This is a genomic window from Pseudomonas sp. P5_152 (assembly GCF_033989915.1).
GTDB lineage: Bacteria > Pseudomonadota > Gammaproteobacteria > Pseudomonadales > Pseudomonadaceae > Aquipseudomonas.
The window spans coordinates 295,522-320,731 of record NZ_JASFAH010000002.1 but is presented as its reverse complement, the minus strand read 5'-3'; the positions used below and the strand labels follow the sequence as shown (position 1 = coordinate 320,731).

The 25,210-nt window shown below is 62.6% G+C and carries 15 protein-coding genes; 3 read left to right on the top strand and 12 right to left on the bottom strand.

Translation table 11 applies throughout. From position 1 onward, the window contains the following. Positions 1-4: 4 nt before the first annotated feature. On the bottom strand, positions 5-172 hold the full coding sequence (locus QMK50_RS01320; RefSeq protein WP_174244579.1) for a hypothetical protein: 168 nt from the start codon (positions 170-172) through the stop codon (positions 5-7). Positions 173-1,162: 990 nt separating this feature from the next. Between QMK50_RS01320 and QMK50_RS01315 the strand changes: the two genes are divergently transcribed. The 3 genes from QMK50_RS01315 (at position 1,163) to glgB (ending at position 8,788) form a co-directional block, all read left to right on the top strand. Then, positions 1,163-3,157, top strand: coding sequence for an alpha-1,4-glucan--maltose-1-phosphate maltosyltransferase (locus QMK50_RS01315; protein ID WP_159996223.1), 1,995 nt, complete (start codon positions 1,163-1,165; stop codon positions 3,155-3,157). A gap of 61 nt (positions 3,158-3,218) precedes the next feature. Continuing rightward, the gene (treS, locus tag QMK50_RS01310; protein WP_320332287.1) at positions 3,219-6,572 is read left to right on the top strand and encodes a maltose alpha-D-glucosyltransferase; all 3,354 of its coding nucleotides are present in this window, start codon (positions 3,219-3,221) and stop codon (positions 6,570-6,572) included. Further along, positions 6,572-8,788 carry a 1,4-alpha-glucan branching protein GlgB gene (glgB, locus tag QMK50_RS01305; RefSeq protein ID WP_320332286.1) on the top strand — a complete coding sequence of 739 codons (2,217 nt, stop codon included), beginning with the start codon at positions 6,572-6,574 and terminating at the stop codon, positions 8,786-8,788. The genes treS and glgB overlap by 1 nt, the downstream gene beginning before the upstream one ends. A gap of 878 nt (positions 8,789-9,666) precedes the next feature. Here glgB and QMK50_RS01300 read toward each other — a convergent pair. From QMK50_RS01300 to QMK50_RS01250, 11 genes are all read right to left on the bottom strand, one after another. Then, on the bottom strand, positions 9,667-10,731 hold the full coding sequence (locus QMK50_RS01300; RefSeq protein ID WP_320332285.1) for an autotransporter outer membrane beta-barrel domain-containing protein: 1,065 nt from the start codon (positions 10,729-10,731) through the stop codon (positions 9,667-9,669). Between the two features lie 314 nt (positions 10,732-11,045). Continuing rightward, positions 11,046-11,846, bottom strand: coding sequence for an endonuclease/exonuclease/phosphatase family protein (locus QMK50_RS01295; RefSeq protein WP_095170507.1), 801 nt, complete (start codon positions 11,844-11,846; stop codon positions 11,046-11,048). Positions 11,847-11,947: 101 nt separating this feature from the next. Continuing rightward, positions 11,948-12,706, bottom strand: coding sequence for a PIG-L family deacetylase (locus QMK50_RS01290; protein ID WP_320332284.1), 759 nt, complete (start codon positions 12,704-12,706; stop codon positions 11,948-11,950). 203 nt (positions 12,707-12,909) lie between these two features. After that, entirely contained in the window at positions 12,910-15,072 is a 2,163-nt protein-coding gene (gene glgX, locus QMK50_RS01285; RefSeq protein ID WP_320332283.1) for a glycogen debranching protein GlgX, read from the bottom strand. 120 nt (positions 15,073-15,192) lie between these two features. Then, a complete protein-coding gene (locus tag QMK50_RS01280; RefSeq protein ID WP_095170502.1) occupies positions 15,193-15,465 on the bottom strand; it encodes a DUF2934 domain-containing protein in 273 nt (90 codons plus the stop codon). A gap of 21 nt (positions 15,466-15,486) precedes the next feature. After that, a complete protein-coding gene (locus tag QMK50_RS01275; protein WP_320332282.1) occupies positions 15,487-18,258 on the bottom strand; it encodes a malto-oligosyltrehalose synthase in 2,772 nt (923 codons plus the stop codon). Continuing rightward, the gene (malQ, locus tag QMK50_RS01270; RefSeq protein WP_095170498.1) at positions 18,255-20,336 is read right to left on the bottom strand and encodes a 4-alpha-glucanotransferase; all 2,082 of its coding nucleotides are present in this window, start codon (positions 20,334-20,336) and stop codon (positions 18,255-18,257) included. Before malQ ends, QMK50_RS01275 begins: the two co-directional genes overlap by 4 nt. After that, positions 20,333-22,138 carry a malto-oligosyltrehalose trehalohydrolase gene (gene treZ / locus QMK50_RS01265; protein ID WP_320332281.1) on the bottom strand — a complete coding sequence of 602 codons (1,806 nt, stop codon included), beginning with the start codon at positions 22,136-22,138 and terminating at the stop codon, positions 20,333-20,335. Before treZ ends, malQ begins: the two co-directional genes overlap by 4 nt. Positions 22,139-22,151: 13 nt before the next feature. Beyond that, positions 22,152-23,720, bottom strand: coding sequence for a glycogen synthase GlgA (glgA, locus tag QMK50_RS01260; protein ID WP_320332280.1), 1,569 nt, complete (start codon positions 23,718-23,720; stop codon positions 22,152-22,154). A 571-nt stretch (positions 23,721-24,291) separates the two neighbouring features. After that, positions 24,292-24,726 (bottom strand): YqaA family protein, encoded by a 435-nt coding sequence (locus tag QMK50_RS01255; protein WP_095170492.1) that lies wholly within the window; start codon positions 24,724-24,726, stop codon positions 24,292-24,294. Further along, the gene (locus tag QMK50_RS01250) at positions 24,726-25,175 is read right to left on the bottom strand and encodes a DUF411 domain-containing protein (protein WP_320332279.1); all 450 of its coding nucleotides are present in this window, start codon (positions 25,173-25,175) and stop codon (positions 24,726-24,728) included. Before QMK50_RS01250 ends, QMK50_RS01255 begins: the two co-directional genes overlap by 1 nt. Positions 25,176-25,210: the final 35 nt, after the last annotated feature.

The following is a 25,210-nucleotide window of genomic DNA, read 5'->3' as shown; positions in this document are numbered from 1 at the left end:
ATTCCTATGCCGGGCCGACAATGACCGGCGGCATCGGCGTCGGTGGCTCTTCGCGCGGTGGCGGGTTGGTGCCTGGCGGGTCCTGCTCGGGAACGGGTTGCGGATCGGTGTCGGGGATCACCGGATGATCGATGTTCGGATCCGGGGTTTCTCCAGGGAAAGGATTGGTCATCGGTCTAACCTCCAGTGGTACGTGGCGTGGGTCCTGCTTACGTGGGTTGACCTCCCGCGTGTGGATTTGATTCCAGGCAATTGATGGTTAGCGCAGAGGGGGCGTTGCTGCGCGGATGAATGCCTCGTCAAGGTTGTGCTCGTTGAGTAAGTGCAATAGTTCAGCTTCTGTAATGGTTGTTCGGCGCTGTAGCTCTCTGATTGCTCGCAGTAACGACGGTGGCGTTGTTCGTGATGCGTCTCTTGCGGAGGTGTCTATGTGGTCGTTATTGAAGTTCAGTAACTTGTAGTTTTCTATGCTGAGTCTCATGGCTGTCCTTGTTTTGACTTTTTAAGCGCGTTCGGAAGGGCCAGTTTTTATTCTGGAGTTCATTTTTGTTATTTGTTGTTGACGTGGGTGAAGCGGCTTACCACAAGGGCTGCCACAGCCAACAATTGATTGGGCGTCACGTGTTATCAAGTGGCTATCAATTTTTAGTTCGTAGGGAGGTATATTGCAAGTTGGTTGAATTTTCTGTTGTAGGAGGTTTCATGCATACTTCTGGATTTAATCTTTCAAGTTGAAGGCAGTATTCTGAGGCTTTTATTTTTATATAAGCGGTATCGCAGCATTTTTTTCAATGTTGCCAAGTGCATGGCATGTTTTTACATAGGTCGTCGGTGGGAGTTTCTCTGGCGAACTTGTTAATACGTTTGTAATGCTTTTCCTATAGCCATGTAGGCTTAGTATTTTTACTGGCGCAAACCTGGCAAAAAAGGCGACGAACGGTGTGCTGCAGTTTGGCCTTGTCCAAACCACCACTGGCATGTGGCCTGAGTCGTGCTTAAGTAGGTTGATCGTTGCGCCGCGGATTGGCGTCCAGCCAATTCCCTATGAACTTTTGCCGGTGCCTGTCGCTCGGAACCTAAGTGAGCTCATTCGGCGCGGGACTCCCTTGCCGACGACACCCAGACACAAGAGCGTCCTTGGGGCGTAAAGGAGAGATGCTCGATGACGGCTGAGAAACCTGATGAGTTGAGCTACAACCCGCACATGCCACTGTCCCAGGCGCTGTTGCTGCCGCGTATCGTGATTGAAGACTGCATGCCGATCCTCGAAGGCGGGCAATTTGCCGTCAAGGCCGTGGTCGGCCAGGACGTCGAGGTGACCAGCAAAGTGTTTGCCGACGGTCACGACAAGCTCGCGGTGCGCCTGCGTTGGCGTGGCGAGGGCGATGCGGTGTGGCAGAGCGAGGTGATGAGCGACCTGGGCAACAATGGGTGGCAGGGCCGCTTCCGTGTGCCGGTCCAGGGCCGTCATGTGTTTTGCATCGAAGCCTGGATCGACCACTTCGCCAGTTTTTGCTACGAACTGGACAAGAAGCACCTGGCGAGCGTCCCCGTCAGCCTGGAACTGCAAGAAGGCCGACTGCACGTCCAGCAAGCCGCCGAGCGCGCCGAAGGGCCACTCAAGGAGCAACTGACGGCGTTGCACCAGCAATTGTCCGGTTTGCTCGAAACCGAGCAGGTCGCGTTGTTCCTGCACCCCCATAGCGCCGAACTGATGAGCCAGGCCGATCAGCGTGCCTACCTGAGCTTGAGCTCGCAGTACCCGGTCGACGTCGAGCGCGAGCTGGCGCAGTTCGCCAGTTGGTATGAGCTGTTTCCGCGGTCAATCACCGACGACCCCACGCGCCATGGCACCTTCAATGACGTGCATGCGCGCCTGCCGATGATTCAGGACATGGGCTTCGATGTGCTGTACTTCCCGCCGATCCACCCGATCGGGCGCAGTTACCGCAAGGGGCCGAACAACTCCCTGACGGCCGGCCCGGACGATCCAGGCAGCCCCTATGCCATCGGTAGCGAGGAGGGTGGCCATGAGGCGATTCATTCGCAACTGGGCAGCCGCGAAGACTTCCGTCGGCTGGTGGCGGCTGCCGCAGACCACGGTTTGGAAATAGCCCTCGACTTCGCCATCCAGTGTTCCCAGGACCACCCTTGGCTGCAGCAACACCCAGGGTGGTTCAACTGGCGGCCGGACGGCACCATCAAATACGCGGAAAACCCGCCGAAGAAGTACCAGGACATCGTCAACGTCGACTTCTATAGCAGCGAGGCGATTCCCAGCCTGTGGCTGGAGCTGCGCGATATCGTGGTCGGCTGGGTCGAGGAGGGGGTGAAGATCTTTCGCGTCGACAACCCGCACACCAAGCCGCTGCCGTTCTGGCAATGGCTGATCGCCGATGTGCGGGCGCTGTACCCCGAGGTGATCTTCCTCGCCGAAGCCTTTACCACGCCGGCGATGATGGCGCGCCTGGGCAAGGTCGGCTACTCCCAGAGCTACACCTACTTCACCTGGCGCAATACCAAGCAGGAGCTGGCGAGTTACTTCAGCGAACTGAACCAGTCGCCCTGGCGCGAATGCTACCGGCCGAACTTTTTCGTCAATACCCCGGACATCAACCCGGGCTTCCTGCACCAGTCGGGGCGCGCCGGGTTTCTCATTCGCGCGGCGCTGGCGACCATGGGGTCGGGACTGTGGGGCATGTACTCAGGGTTCGAGCTGTGCGAGTCGGCACCGGTGCCGGGCAAGGAGGAGTACCTGGATTCGGAGAAGTACCAGATCCGCGTCCGCGACTTCAATGCCCCCGGCAACATCATCGCCGAGATCGCCCAGCTCAATCGCATCCGCCGGCAGAACCCGGCCTTGCACAGTCATCTCGGCTTGCAGCTGTACAACGCCTGGAACGACAACATCCTGTACTTCGGCAAACGCAGCGCCGATGGCAGCAACTTCATTCTGGTGGCCGTCAGCCTGGATCCGTTCAACGCCCAGGAGGCGCATTTCGAGCTGCCGCTGTGGGAGCTGGGCCTGGCGGACGACGCGGTGACCCAGGGCGAAGACTTGATGAATGGCCATCGCTGGACGTGGTACGGCAAGACTCAATGGATGCGCATCGAGCCCTGGCATCAACCGTTCGGCATCTGGCGGATATCGCTGTAGGGCGCGGTGACAAAACCCGCACGACCGGTACCTGCCACCCCCCACTGAACAGGAGATTGTAATGGCGAAGAAACCCAGGTCAGCCACCTTCAGCGATGACCCGCTCTGGTACAAGGATGCGGTGATTTACCAAGTTCACGTCAAATCCTACTTCGACTCCAACAACGACGGGATCGGCGATTTTCCCGGGCTGATCGCCAAGCTCGACTACATCGCCGACCTTGGCGTCAACACCATCTGGCTGTTGCCGTTCTATCCCTCGCCACGGCGTGACGATGGCTACGACATTGCCGAGTACCGTGGCGTGCACAGCGATTACGGGACCATGGCCGATGCCAAGCGCTTCATTGCCGAGGCCCACAAGCGCGGGTTGCGGGTAATCACCGAGCTGGTGATCAACCACACCTCCGATCAGCACCCCTGGTTCCAGCGGGCACGCAAGGCCAAGCCCGGATCGGCGGCGCGAGACTTCTACGTGTGGTCCGACGACGACCAGAAATACGACGGCACGCGGATCATCTTCCTCGATACCGAGAAGTCCAACTGGACCTGGGACCCGGTCGCCGGTCAGTATTTCTGGCACCGGTTCTATTCCCACCAGCCGGACCTCAATTTCGACAACCCGCAGGTCCTGAAGGCGGTGCTGTCGGTGATGCGCTATTGGTTGGACATGGGCATTGATGGCTTGCGCCTGGACGCCATTCCTTACCTGATCGAGCGCGACGGCACCAACAACGAAAACCTGCCCGAGACCCATGACGTGCTCAAGCAGATCCGGGCCGAGATCGACGCCAATTACCCGGACCGCATGCTGCTGGCCGAAGCCAACCAGTGGCCGGAGGACACTCAGCTGTATTTTGGTAATAAAAAGAGCGGCGATACCCACGGCGACAACGGCGACGAGTGCCACATGGCGTTCCACTTTCCGCTGATGCCCCGCATGTACATGGCCCTGGCCCAGGAAGACCGCTTCCCGATCACCGATATCCTGCGCCAGACCCCGGAGATCCCGGCCAACTGCCAATGGGCGATTTTCCTGCGTAACCACGATGAGCTGACACTGGAGATGGTCACCGACAGGGAGCGCGATTACCTGTGGAACTACTACGCCGCCGACCGTCGGGCGCGGATCAACCTGGGCATCCGTCGACGCCTGGCGCCCTTGATGGAACGTGACCGGCGCCGGATCGAGCTGCTCAACAGCCTGCTGTTGTCGATGCCTGGCACACCGACCCTGTATTACGGCGACGAAATCGGCATGGGCGACAACATCTACCTGGGCGACCGGGACGGTGTGCGCACGCCCATGCAGTGGTCGATCGATCGCAACGGCGGCTTCTCCCGCGCCGACCCCGCCAGCCTGGTGCTGCCACCGATCATGGACCCGCAGTACGGTTACCTGTCGGTCAACGTCGAAACCCAGGCGGGCGATCCCCACTCGTTGCTCAACTGGACCCGGCGCATGCTGGCTGTGCGCAAGCAATCCAAGGCGTTCGGCCGCGGAACTCTGAAAATGCTGTCACCGAGCAATCGCCGAATCCTCGCCTATACCCGTGAGTTCACCGGCGCCGATGGCCGCCACGAAACCATCCTCTGCGTGGCCAACGTCTCGCGCAGTGCGCAAGCCGCCGAGCTGGATCTTTCGGCCTACGTCGGCATGGTCCCGGTGGAGATGCTGGGGGGCAATGCCTTCCCGCCCATCGGCCAACTGAGTTTTCTGCTGACCCTGGCGCCCTATGGTTTCTACTGGTTCGTGCTGGCGGCGGAGAACCAGATGCCGAGCTGGCACGTGGAGCCGGCGCAGAGCTTGCCGGACTTCACCACCCTGGTCCTGAAAAAGCGCATGGAAGAGTTGCTTGAAGCACCATCGCGCACCCTTTTGGAGCAAAACGTGTTGCCCAGCTGGCTGCTCAACCGCCGCTGGTTCGCCGGCAAGGACGCCAGCATCGAATCGGTGCACATCGCCTATGGGGTGCGTTTTGGCGATGCCCAGCATCCGGTGCTGCTGAGCGAAATCGAGGTCAGCAGCCAGGGCCAGACCAGTCGCTATCAATTGCCCTTCGGTTTTCTTGGAGAGGACCAGATGGGCGCGGCGTTGCCCCAGCAACTGGCCTTGTCGCGGGTCCGGCGTGGGCCGCAGGTCGGCCTGGTCACCGATGCGTTCAGCCTCGACAGTTTCGTGCGGGCGGTGTTGCAGGCGATCCAGGCGCAGACGGTGCTGGCATCCAGCGACGGCGAGATTCGATTCGAACCCACTGCCCAACTGGCGCAGTTGGGGCTTGGGCCCGAGTCCGAAGTGCGCTACCTGTCCGCCGAACAGTCCAACAGTTCAGTGGTGATCGGCACCAGCCTGGTGCTCAAGCTGATCCGCAAAGTGGCTGGTGGTGTGCACCCTGAACTGGAGATGGGCGCGTACCTGACGGCGGCGGGCTTCGAGCATATTTCGCCACTGCTGGGTTCCGTGGTGCGGCGCGACGCCCAGGGTGAAGACCACTTGCTGATGATTGCCCAGGGCTACCTGAGCAACCAGGGCGATGCCTGGGAGTGGACCCAGAACAATCTTGAACGGGCGATTCGTGACGAGCTGGCCGATGCCATGTCGGAACAGGACCAGCACTACAACGCCCTCGGCGAACTGCAGGATTTCGCCGCTATGCTCGGCCAGCGCCTGGGGGAAATGCACCTGTTGCTGGCAGCACCCGGCAAGGATCCGGCGTTCGGCAGCGAAGTGACCACGGCCAAGGACCAGCAGGTGCTGTACACCTCGATCGCCGCGCAACTGGAGCGCGCCTTGCTGTTGCTCAAGCAGCACCAGGGGCAACTGGGGGCTGCCGATCAACAGCGGGTGGCCCGTTTGCTGGAACACCGCAAGGTCATTCTCAAGCATGTGCAAGGGTTGGCCGAACAGGCCACCGGCGGCCTGCGCATGCGGGTCCACGGCGACTTGCACCTGGGCCAGGTGCTGGTGATCAAGGGCGATGCCTACCTGATCGACTTCGAGGGCGAACCGGCGCGGGCATTGCATGAACGCCGGGGCAAGCACAGTCCGTACAAGGATGTCAGCGGGGTCCTGCGTTCGTTCGATTACGCGGCGGCTATGGCGCGCAACGGGCAGGGCGTCGACAGTACCGGGCAAGCGGATGTTGCGCGCGCGCGGGTCACCGAACGTTACTTGCGTGAGGCGCAAGCGGCCTTTGTCCAGGCATATCGGCTGGCGACAGCTAGTCTTGCTCATGCCTGGCAGATTCCTGGAGCGCAAGACGCTGCGCTGGCCTTGTTCAGCCTGGAGAAGGCCGCGTATGAAGTGCTGTATGAAGCCGAAAATCGTCCCGCCTGGCTACCCGTGCCGTTGCACGGGCTCTATGGGTTGTTAAGTGGACTTGAACCCTTTTCCGAGATAGGTGGAGAGCAGTGATGAAGGAACGGGGACTCAAAGAGGCGCTGCTGCCGGCAGCGCGCGACATCGAGGCGCTGGTGCGTGCCGAACATCCGGATCCGTTTGCGATTCTCGGGCCCCATGGCGACGCCGCCGGTGGCCAGTTCATTCGGGCCTATCTGCCGGACGCCTTGAGCGTCCAGGTGCTGGCCCGCGACAGCGGCGCCGTCCTGGGCAGCCTGACGGCCAGCGAGGTACCAGGGTTGTTCGTCGGCCATTTCCCCCAGGCCCAGGCGTACGTGCTGCGCACCCAGTGGGCCGGTGGCGAGCAGACTGCCGAAGACCCCTACAGCTTCGGGCAGTTGCTGGGTGAGATGGACCTGTATCTGTTCGCCGAGGGCAACCACCGTGACCTCAGTGCCTGCCTGGGCGCCCAGTTGCACAATGTCGACGGCGTGGACGGGGTGCGCTTTGCCGTGTGGGCGCCGAATGCCCGCCGGGTCTCGGTGGTGGGTGATTTCAATATCTGGGACGGTCGCCGCCACCCGATGCGCCTGCGTCATCCCTCCGGGGTCTGGGAGTTGTTCATCCCGCGCCTGCAGGCGGGTGAAGCGTACAAGTACGAGATTCTGGGAGCCCACGGGATCCTGCCGCTCAAGGCCGACCCCATGGCCCTGGCCACCCAGTTGCCGCCGGACACCGCTTCAAAAGTCGCGGGCCCCTTGAGCATCGACTGGCAGGACCAGGCGTGGATGCAGACGCGCGGCGAGCGTCACCGGCCGAGTGCGCCGTTGTCGATCTATGAATTGCATGCCGGCTCCTGGCAGTGCGAGGTCGACGATGTCGGGGAAGTGGCGCGTCAATACAGCTGGGCCGAACTGGGCGAGCGCTTGATTCCCTACGTGCAGAACCTGGGTTTTACCCATATCGAACTGATGCCGATCATGGAGCATCCGTTCGGTGGTTCCTGGGGTTACCAGCCGCTCTCGCAGTTTGCGCCCAGCGCGCGCTACGGTTCGCCCAGTGACTTTGCTGCGTTCGTCAATGCCTGCCACCTGGCCGGGATTGGAGTGATCCTCGATTGGGTGCCGGCGCATTTTCCCACCGACACCCATGGCCTGGCGCAATTCGATGGCACCGCGCTGTACGAGTACGGCAACCCGCTGGAAGGTTTTCACCAGGACTGGGACACCCTGATCTACAACCTGGGGCGCACCGAAGTCCACGGTTTCATGCTGGCTTCGGCGTTGCACTGGCTCAAGCATTTCCATATCGACGGGCTGCGGGTGGATGCCGTGGCCTCGATGCTCTATCGCGACTATTCGCGCAAGGCCGGTGAATGGGTGCCCAACCGCCATGGCGGGCGGGAGAATCTGGAAGCCATCGATTTTGTCCGCCATCTCAATGACGTGGTCGACCTCGAGGCGCCGGGCGCCCTGGTGATCGCCGAGGAGTCCACCGCCTGGCCGGGCGTCAGCCAGAGCACCCAACAAGGCGGGCTGGGCTTCGACTACAAGTGGAACATGGGCTGGATGCACGATTCCCTGCACTACATCCAGCAGGACCCGGTGTACCGCGCCCACCATCACAATGAGCTGAGCTTTGGCCTGGTGTACGCCTGGTCCGAACGTTTTATCCTGCCGATTTCCCACGACGAAGTGGTGCACGGCAAACATTCGCTGATCGACAAGATGCCCGGTGATCGCTGGCAGAAATTTGCCAACCTGCGGGCCTACCTGAGTTTCATGTGGGCGCACCCGGGCAAGAAGCTGCTGTTCATGGGGTGTGAGTTCGGCCAGTGGCGCGAGTGGAACCATGACCAGCAACTCGATTGGTACTTGCTGCAGTACCCGGAACACCGGGGTGTGCAAAAGCTGGTCAGCGACCTCAACCAGCTGTACCGCGAAGAGCCGGCACTGCACGACCAGGACGATGTACCGCAAGGTTTCCAGTGGTTGATTGGCGATGATGCGATCAACAGCGTTTATGCCTGGCTGCGCTGGAGCAAGGACGGCCGACCGGTGCTGGTGGTGGCTAACTTCACCCCTGTGCCGCGTCCGGCCTACCGGGTGGGCGTACCGTTCGCCGGACGCTGGAGCGAGTTGATCAACAGCGACGCGGGTATTTATGCGGGGTCCAATTATGGTAACGACGGTGGCGCGCAGACCGAGGAAGAGGGCAGCCATGGCCAGCCGCTGTCACTGGTGCTGAATCTGCCGCCGTTGGCGGTACTGATGTTGCGTCCGCTTGGGTAGAGCCGGCCTGATACATCGCTGGTGCCTGGCGGCCGGCCTGTTTGTACGGGGGGCTGGATTTCCCATGTGGGAGCGGGCTTGCCCGCGATGGGCATAGGTATCTACACAACTTTGTAGCGGTCTGTGGCGAGGGGGCTTGCTACCGTGGCGGCCTCTGGGGGGTTGGATTAGACCGAGTACATATCCATTCTTGCGGTAACGGCCTCCTATGGTTCCGCTTTTACAGCGGCTCACTTTTGGAGGAGCCCAAAAGTAAGCAAAAGGCTCTTGCCCCACCACTCGGCACCTCGCTTAGGCTCGGTGTTCCCTCACGCAGGCTTGAATCCGTGGGCCGCCGCCACGCGCCATCCATGGCGCGGGGCGGCTAACCCGGCGTCCTGCCGGGTTACCCACGGCTTCAAGCCTGCGTTCGGCCAGCGTGGTTAACGGGGCGCCCAGGATCAAAAGCCAGAACCAAAGCAAAAGCCAGAGCCAGAGCCAGATCAAAAGATTGCTGACTTCGTCAGCGTCTTAGGAAGTAGAAGCTACACCGCGCATGCCCCAGCGATCAGGTCGGCTTTTAGGCCGCCTCGCTTTGTTTTTGATCCTGGGCGCCCCCCCAAATCAATGTCGGAGTACGGGCATGCCGAGCCTAAGCGAGGCACCGAGTGGTGGGGTATGAGCGTTTTGCTTACTTTTGCGCTGTTCAAAAGTGAGCCGCCGTCAGGCGGAACCATAGGAGGCCATTACCGCAAGAATGGATATGTATTCGGTCTAATCCAACACCCGGGTCGGCCCACAGGTGCAACGTCGCACCACAGTTGTGTAGATACCTATGCCGCGATGGGGCCGGCACATCCAACCTGGATGGCGGCGGACCCACCGCTATCGCGGGCAACTCACCAACGCATCCGCACGCCAAGGCTGCCGATCAGGCCGTTGAGGTCGTTGTCGTCGACGTCGCTGCTGTAGTCGGCACTGACGTAGAGGCTGACGCTGGGGCTGACCCTGGCGACGAGGCCCAGGCCCAGTTCGACGGTGGAGGAGTAGCGGCTGCTGCTGATCTTGTCGACCTGGTCCAGGGTCACCGTGTCGCTGGTGTTGATCCGGTGCCACAGGTTAGTGCGTACATAGGGTTCGACCGGCAGGCCATTGATGTCGTAGCTCCCTTTCAAGCGCGCCCCGACACGGCCACTCCAGCTGTTCAGTTCATTGGCTTGGGCGTTGCCGTTGGCGTAGGGCGTGTCCAGGGAGATGCGCTGGTTGATCAACTGCGCCTGGGGTTCGATCACCCAGTTCTTGCTGATGCCGATGGGAAAGCCCCCTTCCACCGACAGGGTCACCGCGCTGCCTTCGGTGGCTTGGCGTTCGCCCTGGGCGTTACGGCTGAAACCGCTGACCCGGCCGCCACTGGCACTCAAGTCGACGTGCCAGCCATTGGCACCGGTCAAGCTCCAGTACGCACCGAGACTGTCGCCCTGGACGTTCAGGCTGTCGGTGCCGAGGTTGCCCAGGGCCGGACCGACCAGCATGCCATTGCTGTTCCCCTGGATCTGGTTGCTCCCTCCCAGCAGGCCCACCCGTTGGGTGCTGCCGCCATTGCCGTGCACGGTCACCAGTGCCGGCCCCTTGGCTAGCGCCGTACCTATCGTGGAGAACTGTGAGTTGAGGACATCCTGCTCGGCCTGGGTGGCGGCGTGGCCGTAGACCTGTTGCCATGCCGAAGGGGCGGCCTGTTCGACGCTCAACAGATGGTTGTCGAGCCCGGGCTGGCGCATGAACTGGCCGGGCTCAGGGATGGGCGGGGCAGGGAAGGCGAAGGTCGGTACGTCCTCGCGAAACCAGGGGATCGCCTCCTCTTCGGCAGACGATGCCACAACCTCCATGGACGTACACAGCAGCAGCGAAGTCGACAGGGTGTACAGGGTAACGGTTATCTCGTGCTGGATAAGGGAGGTGTTCATGGAGGTCTACCTTGCTGCATACGCATGCCATATCTGGTCTTGGCGTCTCTCCTACCCCGAATGAGGGGCGACCGATTTCGTTGGGGCAAGCCTTGGCGGCCCGCTGGAACGGGAGCTTGCGGCCTGCCCCAGGAGTTACTTCCGGGGGTAGTAAGGATTAGCTAAGAAGACCCAGAGCCCTGCGTCAAGAAATTGAACGATGAGCGGTATGGCTAATTTAGGCGTCGTAACTGCCTGAAAATTGACGAGTCTCTAAGCTGTTGTTTCACCGGAAAATCATCCGCGGACGGCTCTGCGTTACGCTTTTCGCCGGATCACAGATGCACCTCGACCGCTAGCGGCAAGTGGTCGGAAAGATGGCTCCAGGGTTTGTTGCCGAGAATTCTTGGGGCGTGGCTGCTGGCGTTGCGCAGGTATACGCGGTCCAGGCGCAACAGCGGGAAACGTGCCGGATAGGTTTTGGCCGGGCGGCCGTGATGGCGTTCGAAGGCCTCATGCAAGTCATCGCGTCGAGCGAGGGTCAGGTTGCCCTGCAACTGCCAGTCATTGAAGTCGCCGGCGATGATCACCGGAGCGTCTTCGGGCAGCGACTCGATCAACTGGCAGAGCAGCGCCAGTTGCAGTTGACGATGGCTTTCCAGCAGGCTCAGGTGCACGCAGATAGCGTGGACCTCGGCATGGCCCGGTACATCCAGCACGCAGTGCAGCAAACCCCGGCGTTCGGGGCCGGTGATCGATACGTCCAGATTGCGGTGGTGGCGAATTGGGTACTTGGACAGCAGCGCGTTGCCGTGGTGGCCGTCGGGGTACACCGCATTGCGCCCGTAGGCGAAGTCGCTCCACATGCTGTCGGCGAGAAACTCGTACTGTGACATCGACGGCCAGTTACTGTGGCGCGAGGCGTGGCGATCATGCTCGCCCAATACCTCCTGGAGAAACACCAGGTCGGCCGATGTACTGCGCACGGCCTCGCGCAATTCGGGCAGGATGAAACGCCGGTTGAGGGCGGTAAAACCTTTGTGGGTGTTGACGGTCAGCACCCTGAGCCGATGTACGGCCTGGGGTGCGTCCTGCGGGGGGACGGAGCCGGGTTGACGTTCTGGGTCGGGGTTCACATGCACTCCTGGAAAGTCGCGACGGGTTATCCATGCGACTGATGTTGCGGCCGGCAGTTCAGTGTTTCGCCGCCGATCGTCGACATCTGCGCGGGGCGGCCTTACACAAAAACAATCTCATAGGGTTGGCGCAAACGCTCCAGGACCACCTTGGGCAACAGCGGTGCGATGCCCATTTGCGGGTCGCCATCCAGTTGGCTGGCATAGGCGTGGATGGCATGGCGCTTGCGCGCGATCGTCCAGCTGTCCAGGCGCACCTTGTGTGCGCGGTGCCAGGGGATCTGCCCTTGGTCGCGCACCGGCCAATGCCAGGCCCAGAAAGGCAGTTCGCACAGGCGGGCACCGACCATCTGGGCGGCCTTGGCACTGGCGCGCCCGACGGTGTCATGGTCGACGTCGCCGTCTTCGCGCCAGGTGCTGAACAGCACATCCTCAGGGCGCAGGTAGCGGGCAATGAAATGTGCCAACTGCGTCTCGCGCTCGGCCAGTGCCGTGTCGGCGAAACCGCCACGAATCCACTTCAGGCTGTGCATGGGCAGCCCAAGCCTGCGCAGGGCATCGACACTTTCCTGGGGGCGAAACACGCTCAGGCGTTTCTCCGGCCACAGTTGCGAACCCGGGTAGCTGGCGCTGCCGTCGGTGACGGAGATCAGTTGCAGGGGATGCCCCAGGCTGGCGAACAATTGCAGCAGGCCGCCGCAGGTCACCACTTCATCGCCAGGGTGGGGTGCGATCACCACGGCTCGGGCGCCGGCCGGGATGATCGACTGAGTGTTGATGACCGGCAGGTTGTCCAGTTGGCGGGCGCCGTTCCAGATTTGCGCGGGCAGGTGGCCGTCGAGGATCGAGGTACTTTTCATATTGATACGTCCTTGTACGGGTGAGCTGTCGGTCGTCTCCAGACGCCTGACCGACAGGCTGAGTGTCCTGGGCCGCCGAAGTTCGCGGGGCACCGTGTGGCAGATACTCAAGGGCAGCGGGCAAAGTATTGCCCATGGTTCCGGGTTTCGCCTGCGTCGGGCGGTCCCCCAGACGTTTTTTGTGATTGGCCTGGGGGACCCGCTCAGTCCTCATCTTGATGCTGCAATTCGAACAGCAGCAGCGAGCGGCCGGTGACTGAATACTGGTGCTCGAATTCGAAGCGCTCCTGGCCGCGGATCGAGGGTTCGTTGGTGTCGATCATGCAGGTCCAGAAGCCACCGTCCGGCACCGCCGGCAGGCAGAAATTGACGATGTCATGGTGCGCGTTGACCACCAGCAGCAAGGTCGCATCGGCGCCCTTGCGGCGGATTCCGGTTTCCTGGGCGCGACCGTCGAGCAACATGCCCAGGCAGCGGCCATGCCCGTCTTCCCACTGTTCGGTGCTCATCTCGCTGCCATCCGGGGCTAGCCAGGTGACGTCCTTGACCCCGATATCTTCGTTGTAGCTGCCCACCAGGAATCGCCCGCGGCGCAGGATTGGGTAGGCCAGGCGCAGTTTGATCAGGCGCTTGACGAACTTGAGCAAGGCCTTGCCGTCTTCACTCAGGTCCCAGTTGATCCAGCCGATCTCGCTGTCCTGGCAGTAGGCGTTGTTGTTGCCGTGCTGGGTCCGGGCGAATTCGTCGCCGGCCACCAGCATCGGTGTGCCCTGGGCCAACAACAGGGTGGCGAAGAAATTGCGCATCTGCCGTTGGCGCAGCTCGTTGATCTCGGGATCGTCGCTCGGGCCTTCGACGCCATGGTTCCATGACAGGTTGTTGTTGCTGCCGTCCTGGTTGTCTTCGTCGTTGGCCTCGTTGTGTTTGTCGTTGTAGGACACCAGGTCGTTAAGGGTGAAACCGTCGTGGGCGGTGATGAAGTTCACCGAGGCGTACGGCCGGCGCCCACGCTGGTTGAACATTTCGCCGGAGGCGGTCATGCGTCCGGCGAAGTCGGCCAATTGGCCGTCGTCACCTTTCCAGAACGCACGGACGGTGTCGCGAAAACGATCGTTCCATTCCACCCAGCCTGGTGGGAAGCCACCGACCTGGTAACCCCCGGGGCCGCAGTCCCAGGGTTCGGCGATCAGCTTGACCTGGCGCAGCACCGGGTCCTGGCGGCATGCCACGAGGAAGCTGTGGCGCTCGTCGAAACCATCGTGGTAACGGCCGAGGATGGTTGCCAGGTCGAAGCGGAAACCGTCGACGTGCATCTCCGTGGCCCAGTAGCGCAGGGAGTCGGTGACCATCTGCAGCACGCAAGGGTGGCTCAGGTCGAGGGTGTTGCCGGTCCCTGAATCGTTGATGTAGAAACGTTTGTCGTCCGGCATCAGGCGGTAGTAGGAGGCGTTGTCGATGCCGCGCATGGACAGGGTCGGTCCCTGTTCGTTACCTTCTGCGGTGTGGTTGTAGACCACGTCGAGAATCACCTCCAGATTGGCTTCGTGCAGGTGCGCGACCATCTCCTTGAACTCGGCGATCTTGCCGCTGGCCAGGTAGCGTGGGTCGGGAGCAAAAAAGGCAATGCTGTTATAGCCCCAGTAGTTGGTCATGCCTTTATGCAGCAGGTGCTGGTCGTTGACGAAGGCATGGATCGGCAGCAGTTCCACCGACGACACCCCGAGCTTGCGGATATGGTCCAACAGGTCATCGACCATCAGTCCGGCGAAGGTGCCGCGCACCGCCTCCGGAACCGCTGGGTGGCGCATGCTGATGCCGCGCACGTGAGTCTCATAAATGATCGTTTTGTCCCAGGGCACACTGACCCGGTGGTCGTGGCCCCAGGTGTGCGCCGGGTCGATCACCTTGCACTTGGGCACGAATGGCGCACTGTCGCGTTCGTCGAAACTGAGGTCGGCGTCCGGGTGGCCGATGGTGTAGCCAAACAGCGCTTCGGACCATTTCAGCTCGCCAACCAGTTGCTTGGCGTAGGGGTCGATCAACAGTTTGTGATGGTTGAAGCGATGACCGTTCTGCGGGTCGTACGGGCCATACACGCGATAGCCATAGATCAGCCCCGGATGGGCATCGGGCAGGTAACCGTGAAAGATCTCATCGGTGTACTCGGGCAGTTCGATGCGTTCCAGTTCGACTTCCCCGGCATCGTCGAAAATGCACAGCTCGACCTTGGCCGCGTTTGCCGAGAAGATCGCGAAGTTGACCCCCAGACCATCCCAGGTCGCACCCAGCGGGAAGGGCAGGCCTTCACGGATCCGCGAGGCTTGCGCGCCTTGGGCTTGTGTTGCGGTGTTATCGGGCGTGGTCATAAAAACTCCTGTAGCGCATTACCGGCATCGGCCTGAGGTTGTCGACGTGGACGTCGTAGCAGCTGCTACGGGTCGTTTGCACAGGTCGGCAGTTGGCACGGGCCGCGGGGCGGTTGTGGGTCAACTGGCCGGTTTGCGTGGGGCGCGGGGCTTTTTCGTGGCGGCGCTTTTTTCCCCTGGTGGGGTGACGACCTGGGCGGCACCAGCCTTGGCCTTCGTCGCGGGTGCGGCCTTGGCTTTTGTCGCCTTTACCGGCTTGGCCGGGGCCAGGGCTTCGGCTTCCGCCAGCTTGCGGGCCATCTCCCAATGGCGGGCTTCCTGTCCTTCGGGTTTACCCTCGGACTCCCAGATCTGATAGGCAAATTCACGAACGCGTTTGTCATCGGTACTCATCGCAATGCTCCTGAGTTGAACTCAAGTCTGGATAAACAGATTGACCGGGAAGTCCCCCAGCGCGGCGCTGATCAGCAGCTCTGTGTGGTGTGTGACTTCCACTGTGGAAAAAAGTCCCTTCAGTTTTCCCTCGCGAGGGGTGAACGGTAGGGTGACTCGGGTATCGCCCCACTGCAGGGCAGGCACCAGCGGGGTGGCACTGCTTTCCAGCAGCGCGGCAACCCGCACCGGCACCAGCACGATCACCCACTGGCCCTGGTGCTCGCGGGCAAACGCCAGCACGCGCTGCGCTTGGCTGCCTTGCACCGTCAAGGGCAGGTAGCGCCCGGCGCGGAACAGTTCGGCATGCGCGGCGCGCACTGCCAGGGTGCGGGTGATCAAGGCCTGCTTGATGCGCCCGTCCTGCCAGGTGTCGAGTAACCGGGACGGATTCTGCTGGCGCTCCAGTGCCTGGATCCGTGCCTGGAAATCCACCGGCCGCCGGTTGTCCGGGTCCACCAGGCTGAAATCCCAGAACTCATTGCCCTGGTACAGGTCTGGAATCCCCGGCACTGTCATGCGCAGCAAGGTTTGCGCCAATCCGTTGAGGGCACCGCCGCAGGCGATCACCGCTACGGCGTCGGCGATACGGCTGCGCAACGCCAGGCCCTCTGGGGCGAGCAGCAGGCGCTCGGTAAACGTGCGGGCGCTCTGCTCGTAAGCGTCGTTGGCGGCACTCCAACTGCTGTGCAGCTTGGCTTCGCGCAGGGCTTTTTGTTGCCACTGCCACAGGCGTTCACAGTAATGAGACAGGGCCGGCAGGTCGTCGCAACGCAAGCCCAGCGGCCAACTGCCGAGCAGCGCCTGGTAGAGGATCAGTTCGTCACCGGCTGCCGGCGCCTGGCTGTCGTCCCGTAGACTCGTGGCCTCGGTGCGCCAGGTGTCGACTTGTTGCGCATACCAGGTGCTGCGTTCGCTGAGCACGGCCAACCGCGCTCGGCTGTCTTCACCGCGCTTGTGGTCGTGGGTGGCGCTGGCCAGCAGATTGTCCGGGAAGGTCGCAAGACGCTGGATGCAGGCGGCATGGAAATCGTCCAAGGGCGCACTGAAGCGCTCGGTATCAAAACCGACATCGTTGCGTGACAACAGCACGCCCGAACGATACAGCGCGGTGTCTTCTACGGCCTTGGCCGCCGCCGGTGACGTCAGTTGCTGGAACCGCACACAGGCGTGCTTGAGGATCTTGCGTTGGCGCCCCACCGGACGCTCGCGCCAAGGCTGGCCGCCCAGCCACAGGGCGATGCTGTCGAGCACCGGCCAGTCGGCTTCGCCCAGGGTCTGGCGGGCACCGTCCATGGCTTGCTGGAAAAAAACCTGGTCCTCGACGGAGCGTCCGCGCGGGCTGATGTAGGTGCGGTAAACCGGGAAATGCACGATCAGTTCCTGCAGTGCCCTGCGGATCGCGCCGAGGGTCAGGTCGCGGCTCATCACATCATCGCGGGCCACTTGCAACAGGGCCTGGGCGACACTCTCAAAATCGCCGGCCAGCGAGCCGTTGAGAATCTGCTGGCGGGACAGGCGCGCTTCTTCGATGAAGGCCGACGGACGTTCGCTATGGCGTACCCACAGCTCGCCCAGGGCCAACGCACCTTGCGGGTCGTGCTGCAGCAACGACAGTTGGTTCATGAATTCATAGCCGGTGGTGCCATCGACACGCCAGTCGCGACGCAAGGTTTCCCCGGGACCGAGGATTTTTTCCACGTAGATCGGGATGTGCCGAGACGGGACCAGGGCGTCGACCCTGCGCCGCAGTTTGCGGCAGTAGCCCCGCGGGTCGGCGAGTCCGTCGATGTGGTCGATGCGCAAGCCGTCCACCAGGCCTGCGGCAAGCAACTCGAAGATCTTGCCGTGGGTGGCTTCGAACACGGCCGGGCGTTCGACCCGCAGGCCGCCCAGTTCATTGACGTCGAAGAAGCGCCGCCAATTGATGTCGTCCGCCGCCGTGCGCCAACTGGCCAGGCGATAACTCTGGCGCTCCAGCAGGTTGTGCAGGCGGGTGAAGCCCTCGGGCTGGCGAGCGTCATGCAGGGCCAGGTTGTGTTCGATGCAACGGGCCAGCGCGGGCTCCCTGGCCAACTGCGCCAAGGCCTGTTGCAAGGGGCCGGCGAGCGTATGGGCGGCGGTCTGGTCATGCAGGCGGGTAAAACCCTCGGCGAGGGTTTTCAGTGCGGCGCGCTGTTCGGCGTCCAGATGCTCGTCCGGCATCAGCAATGCTGCATAGTCACTGGGACAGATCGGGAAATGGTGCTCGTAGTGCTCGGCATAAAACCGCCCCCGCGCCGAGTCAAAACGCAGCGCCAGGCTGCCGTCCTGCAAGGCGCTGCCATAGTCGCAGCCCAGGAATGGCAGGAGCAGCTGACCTTCGAGCAGCGGGTCGGGCGAGTGCCACTGGATATCGAAGAATTCGCCATAGGGGCTGAGTCGCCCCCACTCCAGCAGATCCAGCCACCAGGGATTATCGGCGCCACCGACGGCCATGTGATTGGACACGACGTCGAGAATCAGGCCCATGCCGTGGGCGCGCAGGGCCTTGACCAGGCGCCGCAGCGCCGCCTCACCACCCAGTTGCGGGTTGACCTGGGTGGGGTCGACCACATCATAGCCGTGCATCGAACCGTTGCGGGCACTGAGCAGCGGCGAGGCATACAGGTGACTGATGCCAAGGCGAGCGAAATAGGGCACCAGCGGCACCGCATCATCCAGGGTGAAACCTTGATGAAACTGCAGCCTGACGGTGGCCCGCAGACTGCTCATCGATCACGCTCGCTGGCTTGCAGGCGTGCGCAGGCGAGCATTTCCAGGCGTCGCGCGGCGTCGGCATCGTCCAGCAGTTGTCTGCTCTCGCCAGGCAAGCGCCGGCGCCAGTTTGGGTGGGTGTCGACGGTGCCCGGCAGATTGGCCTGTTCGTCCAGGCCCAGGGCATCTTCCAGCGGCAGCAACACCAGTGGCGCCCGGGTATGCCCGAGAAAACGCACGCTGGCATCGAGCACCTGGTCGGTCTCGTGCTGCTCTTCGCGAAAGTTCTGCGGGTCCTGGCTCAGGGCGCTGCGCAGGCTGTCACGCTCGCGCTGGCGGTGGGCGCGCCAATGGCTTTCGTCGTCGCTGGTCACAAGCCCCAGGCGAGCGTTCCATTCGATATCACGGCCGTGCCACCAGCCGTTGAGCGTGGGCAGGTCGTGGGTGCTGGTGGTGGCCAGCGCGTTATCGGGCCAGTCGAGAATCGGCCGAAAGCGTGTGCTGTGATCCTGTTCGAACAGCAATACGCGCATGCCCAGAATCGAGCGGGCGATGAGTTTGTCGCGCAGGCCATCGGGCACGGTGCCGAGGTCTTCGCCGAGGACGATCGCCTGGTGCCGGTGCGACTCCAGCGTCAGCAGGCGCAGCAGGTCGTCTACCGGGTAATACAAGTAGGCGCCGTCACAGGGCGGCGCGCCGAGGGGGATGACCCACAGCCGTTGCAGGCCCATCACGTGGTCGATGCGCAAACCGCCGGCGTGGGCAAAGTTGGCCCGGAGCATTTCGATGAAGGCGCGAAAACCGTTGCGCACCAGGCCTTCGGGTGAAAACGCGGAGATGCCCCAGCCCTGGCCGGCGCGATTGAGAATGTCTGGGGGCGCGCCGACGGTGAGCGAAGCCAGCAGTTCGTCCTGGCGACTCCAGGCCTGGCTGCCCCCGCCGTCCGCTCCGACCGCCAGGTCAGCAATCAGGCCGATGCCCATGCCGCTACTGCGAGCGACGTTTTGCGCACGCTGCAGGCAGCGGGCGATCAGCCATTGGCAAAACGCGTAGAAACCGATGCGTGCGGCATGCTGCTCGGCAAACGCGGCCAGCTCCGGGCTGCGCGGATTGCGCCAGGGTTCGGGCCAGTGGCGCCAGTCCAGGCTTTCGCCACGGGCAGCGCAGGCTTCTTGCAGGGCTTCGAAACGGCAGTGGTTTTCCAGGGCTTCGCCACCGCTGTGGCGAAAGCTGCTGAAGTCGGCGTGCAACGGGTGATCGCCGCGGGTAAACCCTTCATACAGGGCCTGGTAGAGTTTCTGTTTGGCCTGGGCGGCAGCGGGCCAGTCCACCAAGGGCTGGTTTTCCAGCTGGGCGAGTTCGTCGGCCAACTCCGTGGCGTCGATGGCCATGCGCAGGGCGCGTTCGCCAAGGATCTCGCCGGGAGCGGCGTACAGGCTATTGAGGAACAGCCGGCTGGACGGTGAGTAGGGACTGAAACGCTGGGTGTCGCAGCTGAACATTGCGTGCATCGGGCTGATCGCCAGTGCTTCGGCGCCGCGTTCACCGGCAACCCGGGCCAGCTCTTCAAGGGCCAAGGTGTCACCAAAACCGCCGTCGCCCGGGCGGCGCAAGGCGTACAGCTGCACGCTCAGGCCCCAGGCGCGCGGAGTGTCGCTGTCCACGGCCGAGGCGACGCTGTGGCAGTGCAGGGGCGCCACGGCCAGGGTGAAGTAGCGACCGGCGATGCTGACTTCCTGGTAACCCACCGGGATCAGCCCCGGCAACCGCGCCTCGTCGTCGAGTTTCAGATTGAGGATGGCGCCGTCTTCCAGATGAATCTCGCAGGGCGTGTGCGGTTCGAAGTAGCGCGCCAGGTCAAGCCCGGCACCGACATCCACGGTCAACAGCGGTGGCAACTGGCTGCGCGCCTGGCTCTGCTGTACCTGCAACAGGCTGGCGTCGATTTCCTGGGCGCTGCCGGCCGGGTGGCCGAGGCCGTTGAGGACCGCGCGCAGGACTGCCGGGGCAACTTTTTGCGCACGCCCATTGGCGTCGATCCAATCCACGGCCAGGCCGGCCCGGCTGGCGAGAATTTCCAGTTGCGCATCGCTCATTGGCGCTCTCCTGCGGGGGGTAGCATGGATGCCGCTGCCGTCAGGCTGACCAGCGCGCAATAGGGAGCCAGGGTACCTTGCTGTAATCGGGTGCACGCCTGTGGCGGGTACTCGAACAGCAGTTGGGCCTGGGCTTGCGGTATATGGGCAACAGCGTTGGCGCTGAGGTTCAACTCAATGTGCAGCATGCTGCCGTCCCCCAGTTGCCAACGCGCGCTGATCGCCCCTTCGCCGAGCACCGAAACACCCAGGGCGTGGGCGCCGGGCAGGCGTGGGATGATTTCGCGGTGGCGAATCAGCAGCAACTGCCGGTACAGGGCCTGGGTGCTGTGGCGTATGCCGTAGTCCCCGGGGATGAGGTTGGGCCGCGAGTCTTCGAAGGTCTGTGGGGCATTGGGGTCGGGTATGCGCTCGCGACTGTGGGGGTCGGCAAAGGCTTTGAAGCAGGCGAACTCATTGCGCCGGCCTTCGCGCACCAGTTGCGCGAGGTCGCCGTGATGGCTGGTAAAAAACAGGAAGGGTTGATCGGCGGCCACTTCGTCGCCCATGAACAGCAGGGGAATCATCGGCGACAATAACAACAGCACCGTGGCAGCGTGCAGGGCTTGGGGCGGGCACAACTGGTGCAGGCGTTCGCCAAAGGCGCGATTGCCGATCTGGTCATGGTTCTGCAGGAACAGCACAAACGCGCTGGGGGGCAGGTGACCGCTAGGCTCTCCACGGGTCTGGCCATGGCGGTTGGTGTGGCCCTGGTAGACAAACCCCTGGCTCAGGCAGCGGGCCAGTTGCTCGGTGGGGTTGTGGGCGAAGTCGGCGTAGTAGGCATCGGTTTCCCCGGTCAGCAGGACATGCAGGGCATTGTGCCCGTCGTCGTTCCACTGGGCGTCGAACCGCTGCTCCAGCAAGCTGGCCTGGTTGTGCTCGTTTTCCACGGTGAGCCACACATGCCGTGCCGGATCGATCTGCTGATGGACCCGGTTTGCCAGATCCTGGAGAAAGTCCGGGTCGTCGATGGCGTGCACGGCGTCCAGGCGTAGGCCATCGAAGCGGTACTCGAGTAACCACATCAAGGCGTTGTCGATAAAGAAATCACGCACTTCGCGGCGCCGGAAATCAATGGCGGCGCCCCACGGCGTGTGCCGGTCTTCGCGAAAGAAGCTCTTGGCGTAATGGTGCAGGTAATTGCCGTCTGGCCCGAAATGGTTGTAGACCACGTCTATGATCACCGCCAGGCCCAGGCCGTGGGCGCAGTCGATCAGTTGCTTGAGCGCTTCGGGCGAGCCATAGGACGATTGCGGGGCGTAGGGCAGCACGCCGTCATAACCCCAGTTGCGCTCGCCGGGAAACTGCGCCAGAGGCATCAACTCGATTGCCGTGATGCCCAGGTCCACCAGGCGCGGCAACTGCTGCTGGACTGCGGCGAACCCGCCGAGCAGGCCGACGTGTAGCTCGTAGATCACCGCCTCGTGCCAGGGCCGGCCCTGCCAGGACGAGTGTTGCCAGCGGTAGGCGAGCGGGTCGACCACGATGCTGGCCGACTCCGGCCCCGTCTCCTGGGCGCGGGAGGCGGGGTCGGGAACGTCGTGTTCACCATCGATGTTAAAGCGGTAGCGGGTTCCGGCCGGGCAGGGGGTCTTGAGGACAAACCAGCCATCGGCCTGGGGCAGCATGGGCAGCGACGGCCCCTCGTCCAACTCGACACTCACATAAAATGCATCGGGTGCCCACAGCGCAAACCGGGTGTGTTGCGCATCCAGCATGACAGCGCCGTGGGGCCAGGTTTCCATAGTCCGTAACGGCATGCACAGTTCCCTCTTATAACTTGACCGATTTCCCCAGCGCCTTGGCCACCAGTTGTTCGTAGAGTTCAGCGTAGGGTTCGACGGCCTTGCACCAGTTGAAGGGTGCGGCCATGGCCCGGCAGCGCATGGCATTGAGCAGGGCAGGAAAGGCAAAGACCTTGAAGGCCCGGCTCAGCGCCTCTTCGTAGCTGGGCACGGTGGACTCGTCGAACAGAAAACCGGTGACGCCATTTTCGATGGTGTCGGCCAGGCCCCCGGTATTACGCGCGACCGGCAAGGAGCCAAAACGCTGGGCGTACATCTGGCTCAGGCCGCAGGGCTCGTAGCGCGAGGGCATCAGCAGGAAGTCACTGCCGGCGAACATGCGCCGCGCATCGGTTTCATTGAAGCCGATGCGCACGCCGATCTGCCCTGGGAAGCGCAGGGCCAGGTTGCGCATGGCTTGTTCTTCCTCTGGTTCACCACGGCCGATGATTGCGATCTGCCCGCCGGATTTGACGATGTACTCGGCCACTCCTTCGGTCAGGTCCAGGCCTTTCTGGTAGACCAGGCGCGAGACCACGGCAAACAGCGGGCCCTCGCTGTCCTGCAGGCCGAACAAGTCGCGGACCTGGGCGGCATTGGCGGCCTTGCCGTCCCAGTCACCGATGGTGAAGGGGCAGGACAGGTGCGGGTCGGTGGCTGCGTCCCAGCTTTCATCGATGCCGTTGGGGATGCCACTGAGCAGGCCCTGTTGGGTCTTGCTGGCCAGAAAACCATCGAGGCCGCAGCCAAACGCCGGGGTGGTGATTTCCTGGGCGTAGGTCGCGCTGACCGTGGTGATGTGGCTGGAATAAGCCATACCGGCCTTGAGAAAGGACAGTTTGCCGTAGAACTCCATGCCTTCTTGCTGCAGGGCGTGTTCGGGAATTCCCAGCTCCGGGCAGGAGGCCAGGCTGACCACACCCTGGTAGGCCAGGTTGTGGATGGTAAACAGGGTCGGGGTGCGCTGCCCACGCCAGTGCATGTAGGCCGGGGCCAGGCCGGCGGGCCAGTCATGGGCGTGCACCAGGTCCGGGCACCAGTGGATTTGCGCCAGGTTGGCGGCGATGTCGGCGGCAGCCAGGCCCAGGCGGGCAAATCGGATATGGTTGTCGGGCCAGTCACGGCCATTGTTGGCACCGTAGGGCGAACCTTCGCGCTCGTACAGTTCGGGGCAGATCAAGACGTAGATCACCAGCCCGTCGGGCATGTCCATGCGTCCGATCTTGCACGGTGGCAGGGCCGCGTGGCCGCCGAGTTCGCCAATGATGTGGATCGGGTTATCGCTGTGCATGACTTGCGGGTAACCCGGGATCAGCACCCGGACGTCGTGCAGGTGGGCCATGGCCCGAGGCAGTGCGGCAGAGACGTCACCCAGGCCGCCGGTCTTCACCAGGTCAGCGATTTCCGACGTCACGAACAGGACTTTCTTTTTGTTCGGATTCTGACGTGGAGTGGGCAGTACCGTCTTTGCACCGGGGGCCAGGATCGCCATCGATGTCGCCTCGCCGATGGCCTGCTGAGTACGTTCTCCCTGGATTTCTAAAGCGGCACTGTTCATGTGTTTCTCCCGTTTTATTGATCTGCTTTAGGCATCTCACCCGTGCATCAAGCGGCCGTTTCCTGTGGCCAGGCGCAAATGCGCCACGCGTCGTGGCGCAAGCGCGGCCCGATGCGTTGAAGCTCCCAAGGCTGTTGTGAACATTGCAAGGATTGCACCAGCGGCCGTGACCCCTCTAATCACCTGACCCGTCGCTATAGCGGAAAGTTTCGAGTTTTTCTCCGTTATATGACCCGACGGTCTGGCCCCGCGAAATCCAGTCTAGGCCAGAACCTAGAGCGGGGTAGGCGGGTTTTCGGATTGTTCGACAATCGGTTTGGATCAGGAGAAGACAACTGGAAAATTGTGACAATTGCACCGACGAAGGGCAGGTTTTCAGTGGTGGTCGGTTAAAAAGAGGCAGGGGATGGGTGCCTGTGGAGCGGAGGGTTGCAGGTGGCTGCACCAAATAAGTGCGCGACTTGGAGGGGGTTGGCCTGGGAAATACCCGTCATCGTTGAAGACCATCGCCGGCAAGCCGGCTCCCACAGGGTTTGCGGCGCGCCTATGGATTGTGGCGGCCTGCTCGCGATCAGCCCTGCCAGCCGAGCGTGGCCAGGGCTAGCACGCCGTACCGGGCGCCTTTGGCCAGGGTGACGATCAGCAGGAAACGCCCAAGCGGCTCGCGCATTACGCCGGCCACCAGGGTCAATGGATCGCCGATCACCGGCAACCAGCTGAGCAGCAATGACCAGTGGCCGTAACGCTGATAATGCCGGCGGGCCCTTTCCAGGTTGGTTGGGCTGACGGGGAACCAGCGGCGATCCTTGAAGCGCTCGATGCCGCGGCCCAGCCACCAGTTGACCAGCGACCCGAGGACATTGCCCAGGGTCGCGACGGCCAGTAGCAGCCACAACCAGTACTGGCCATTGAGCAGCAATCCCACCAGCACTGCCTCGGACTGCAAGGGCAATAGTGTGGCGGCACCGAATGCCGCCGCAAACAGTCCGAGGTACGCCAGCAGCACTACTTGGCCGGGTAGTCGGCGATCACCGTTTGACTGCCATCCCTGGACACGCCGATTACCTGGTACGGGTCGACGGTATCGCCCATTTCCATGCCCGGCGAACCGGTGACCATGCCCGGTACGGCCATGCCCAGCAAGTCGTCACGCTTGGCCAGGGCCAGCACCTGTTCGGCCGGGACGTGGCCTTCGACAAACTTGCCGTTGATCAGCGCGGTATGGCAGGACGCGAGGCGCGGCGCCACACCCAGGCGTTGCTTGACTTCGCTCATGTTGGGTTCGACGTGGTCGATGACTTTGAAGCCGTTGTCCTGCAGGTGGCTGATCCAGGCTTTGCAGCAACCGCAGTTGGCGTCGCGATGGACGTCGATCGGGATCAGTTCGGCCGCCAGGGCCTGGGTGCTGATGAACAGGGCGCCCAGGGCGGCCAGGCGAAGTGCTGTGGTGTGCATGGGGAATCTCTTTGTCGATCGTTGCGTTGATGGGC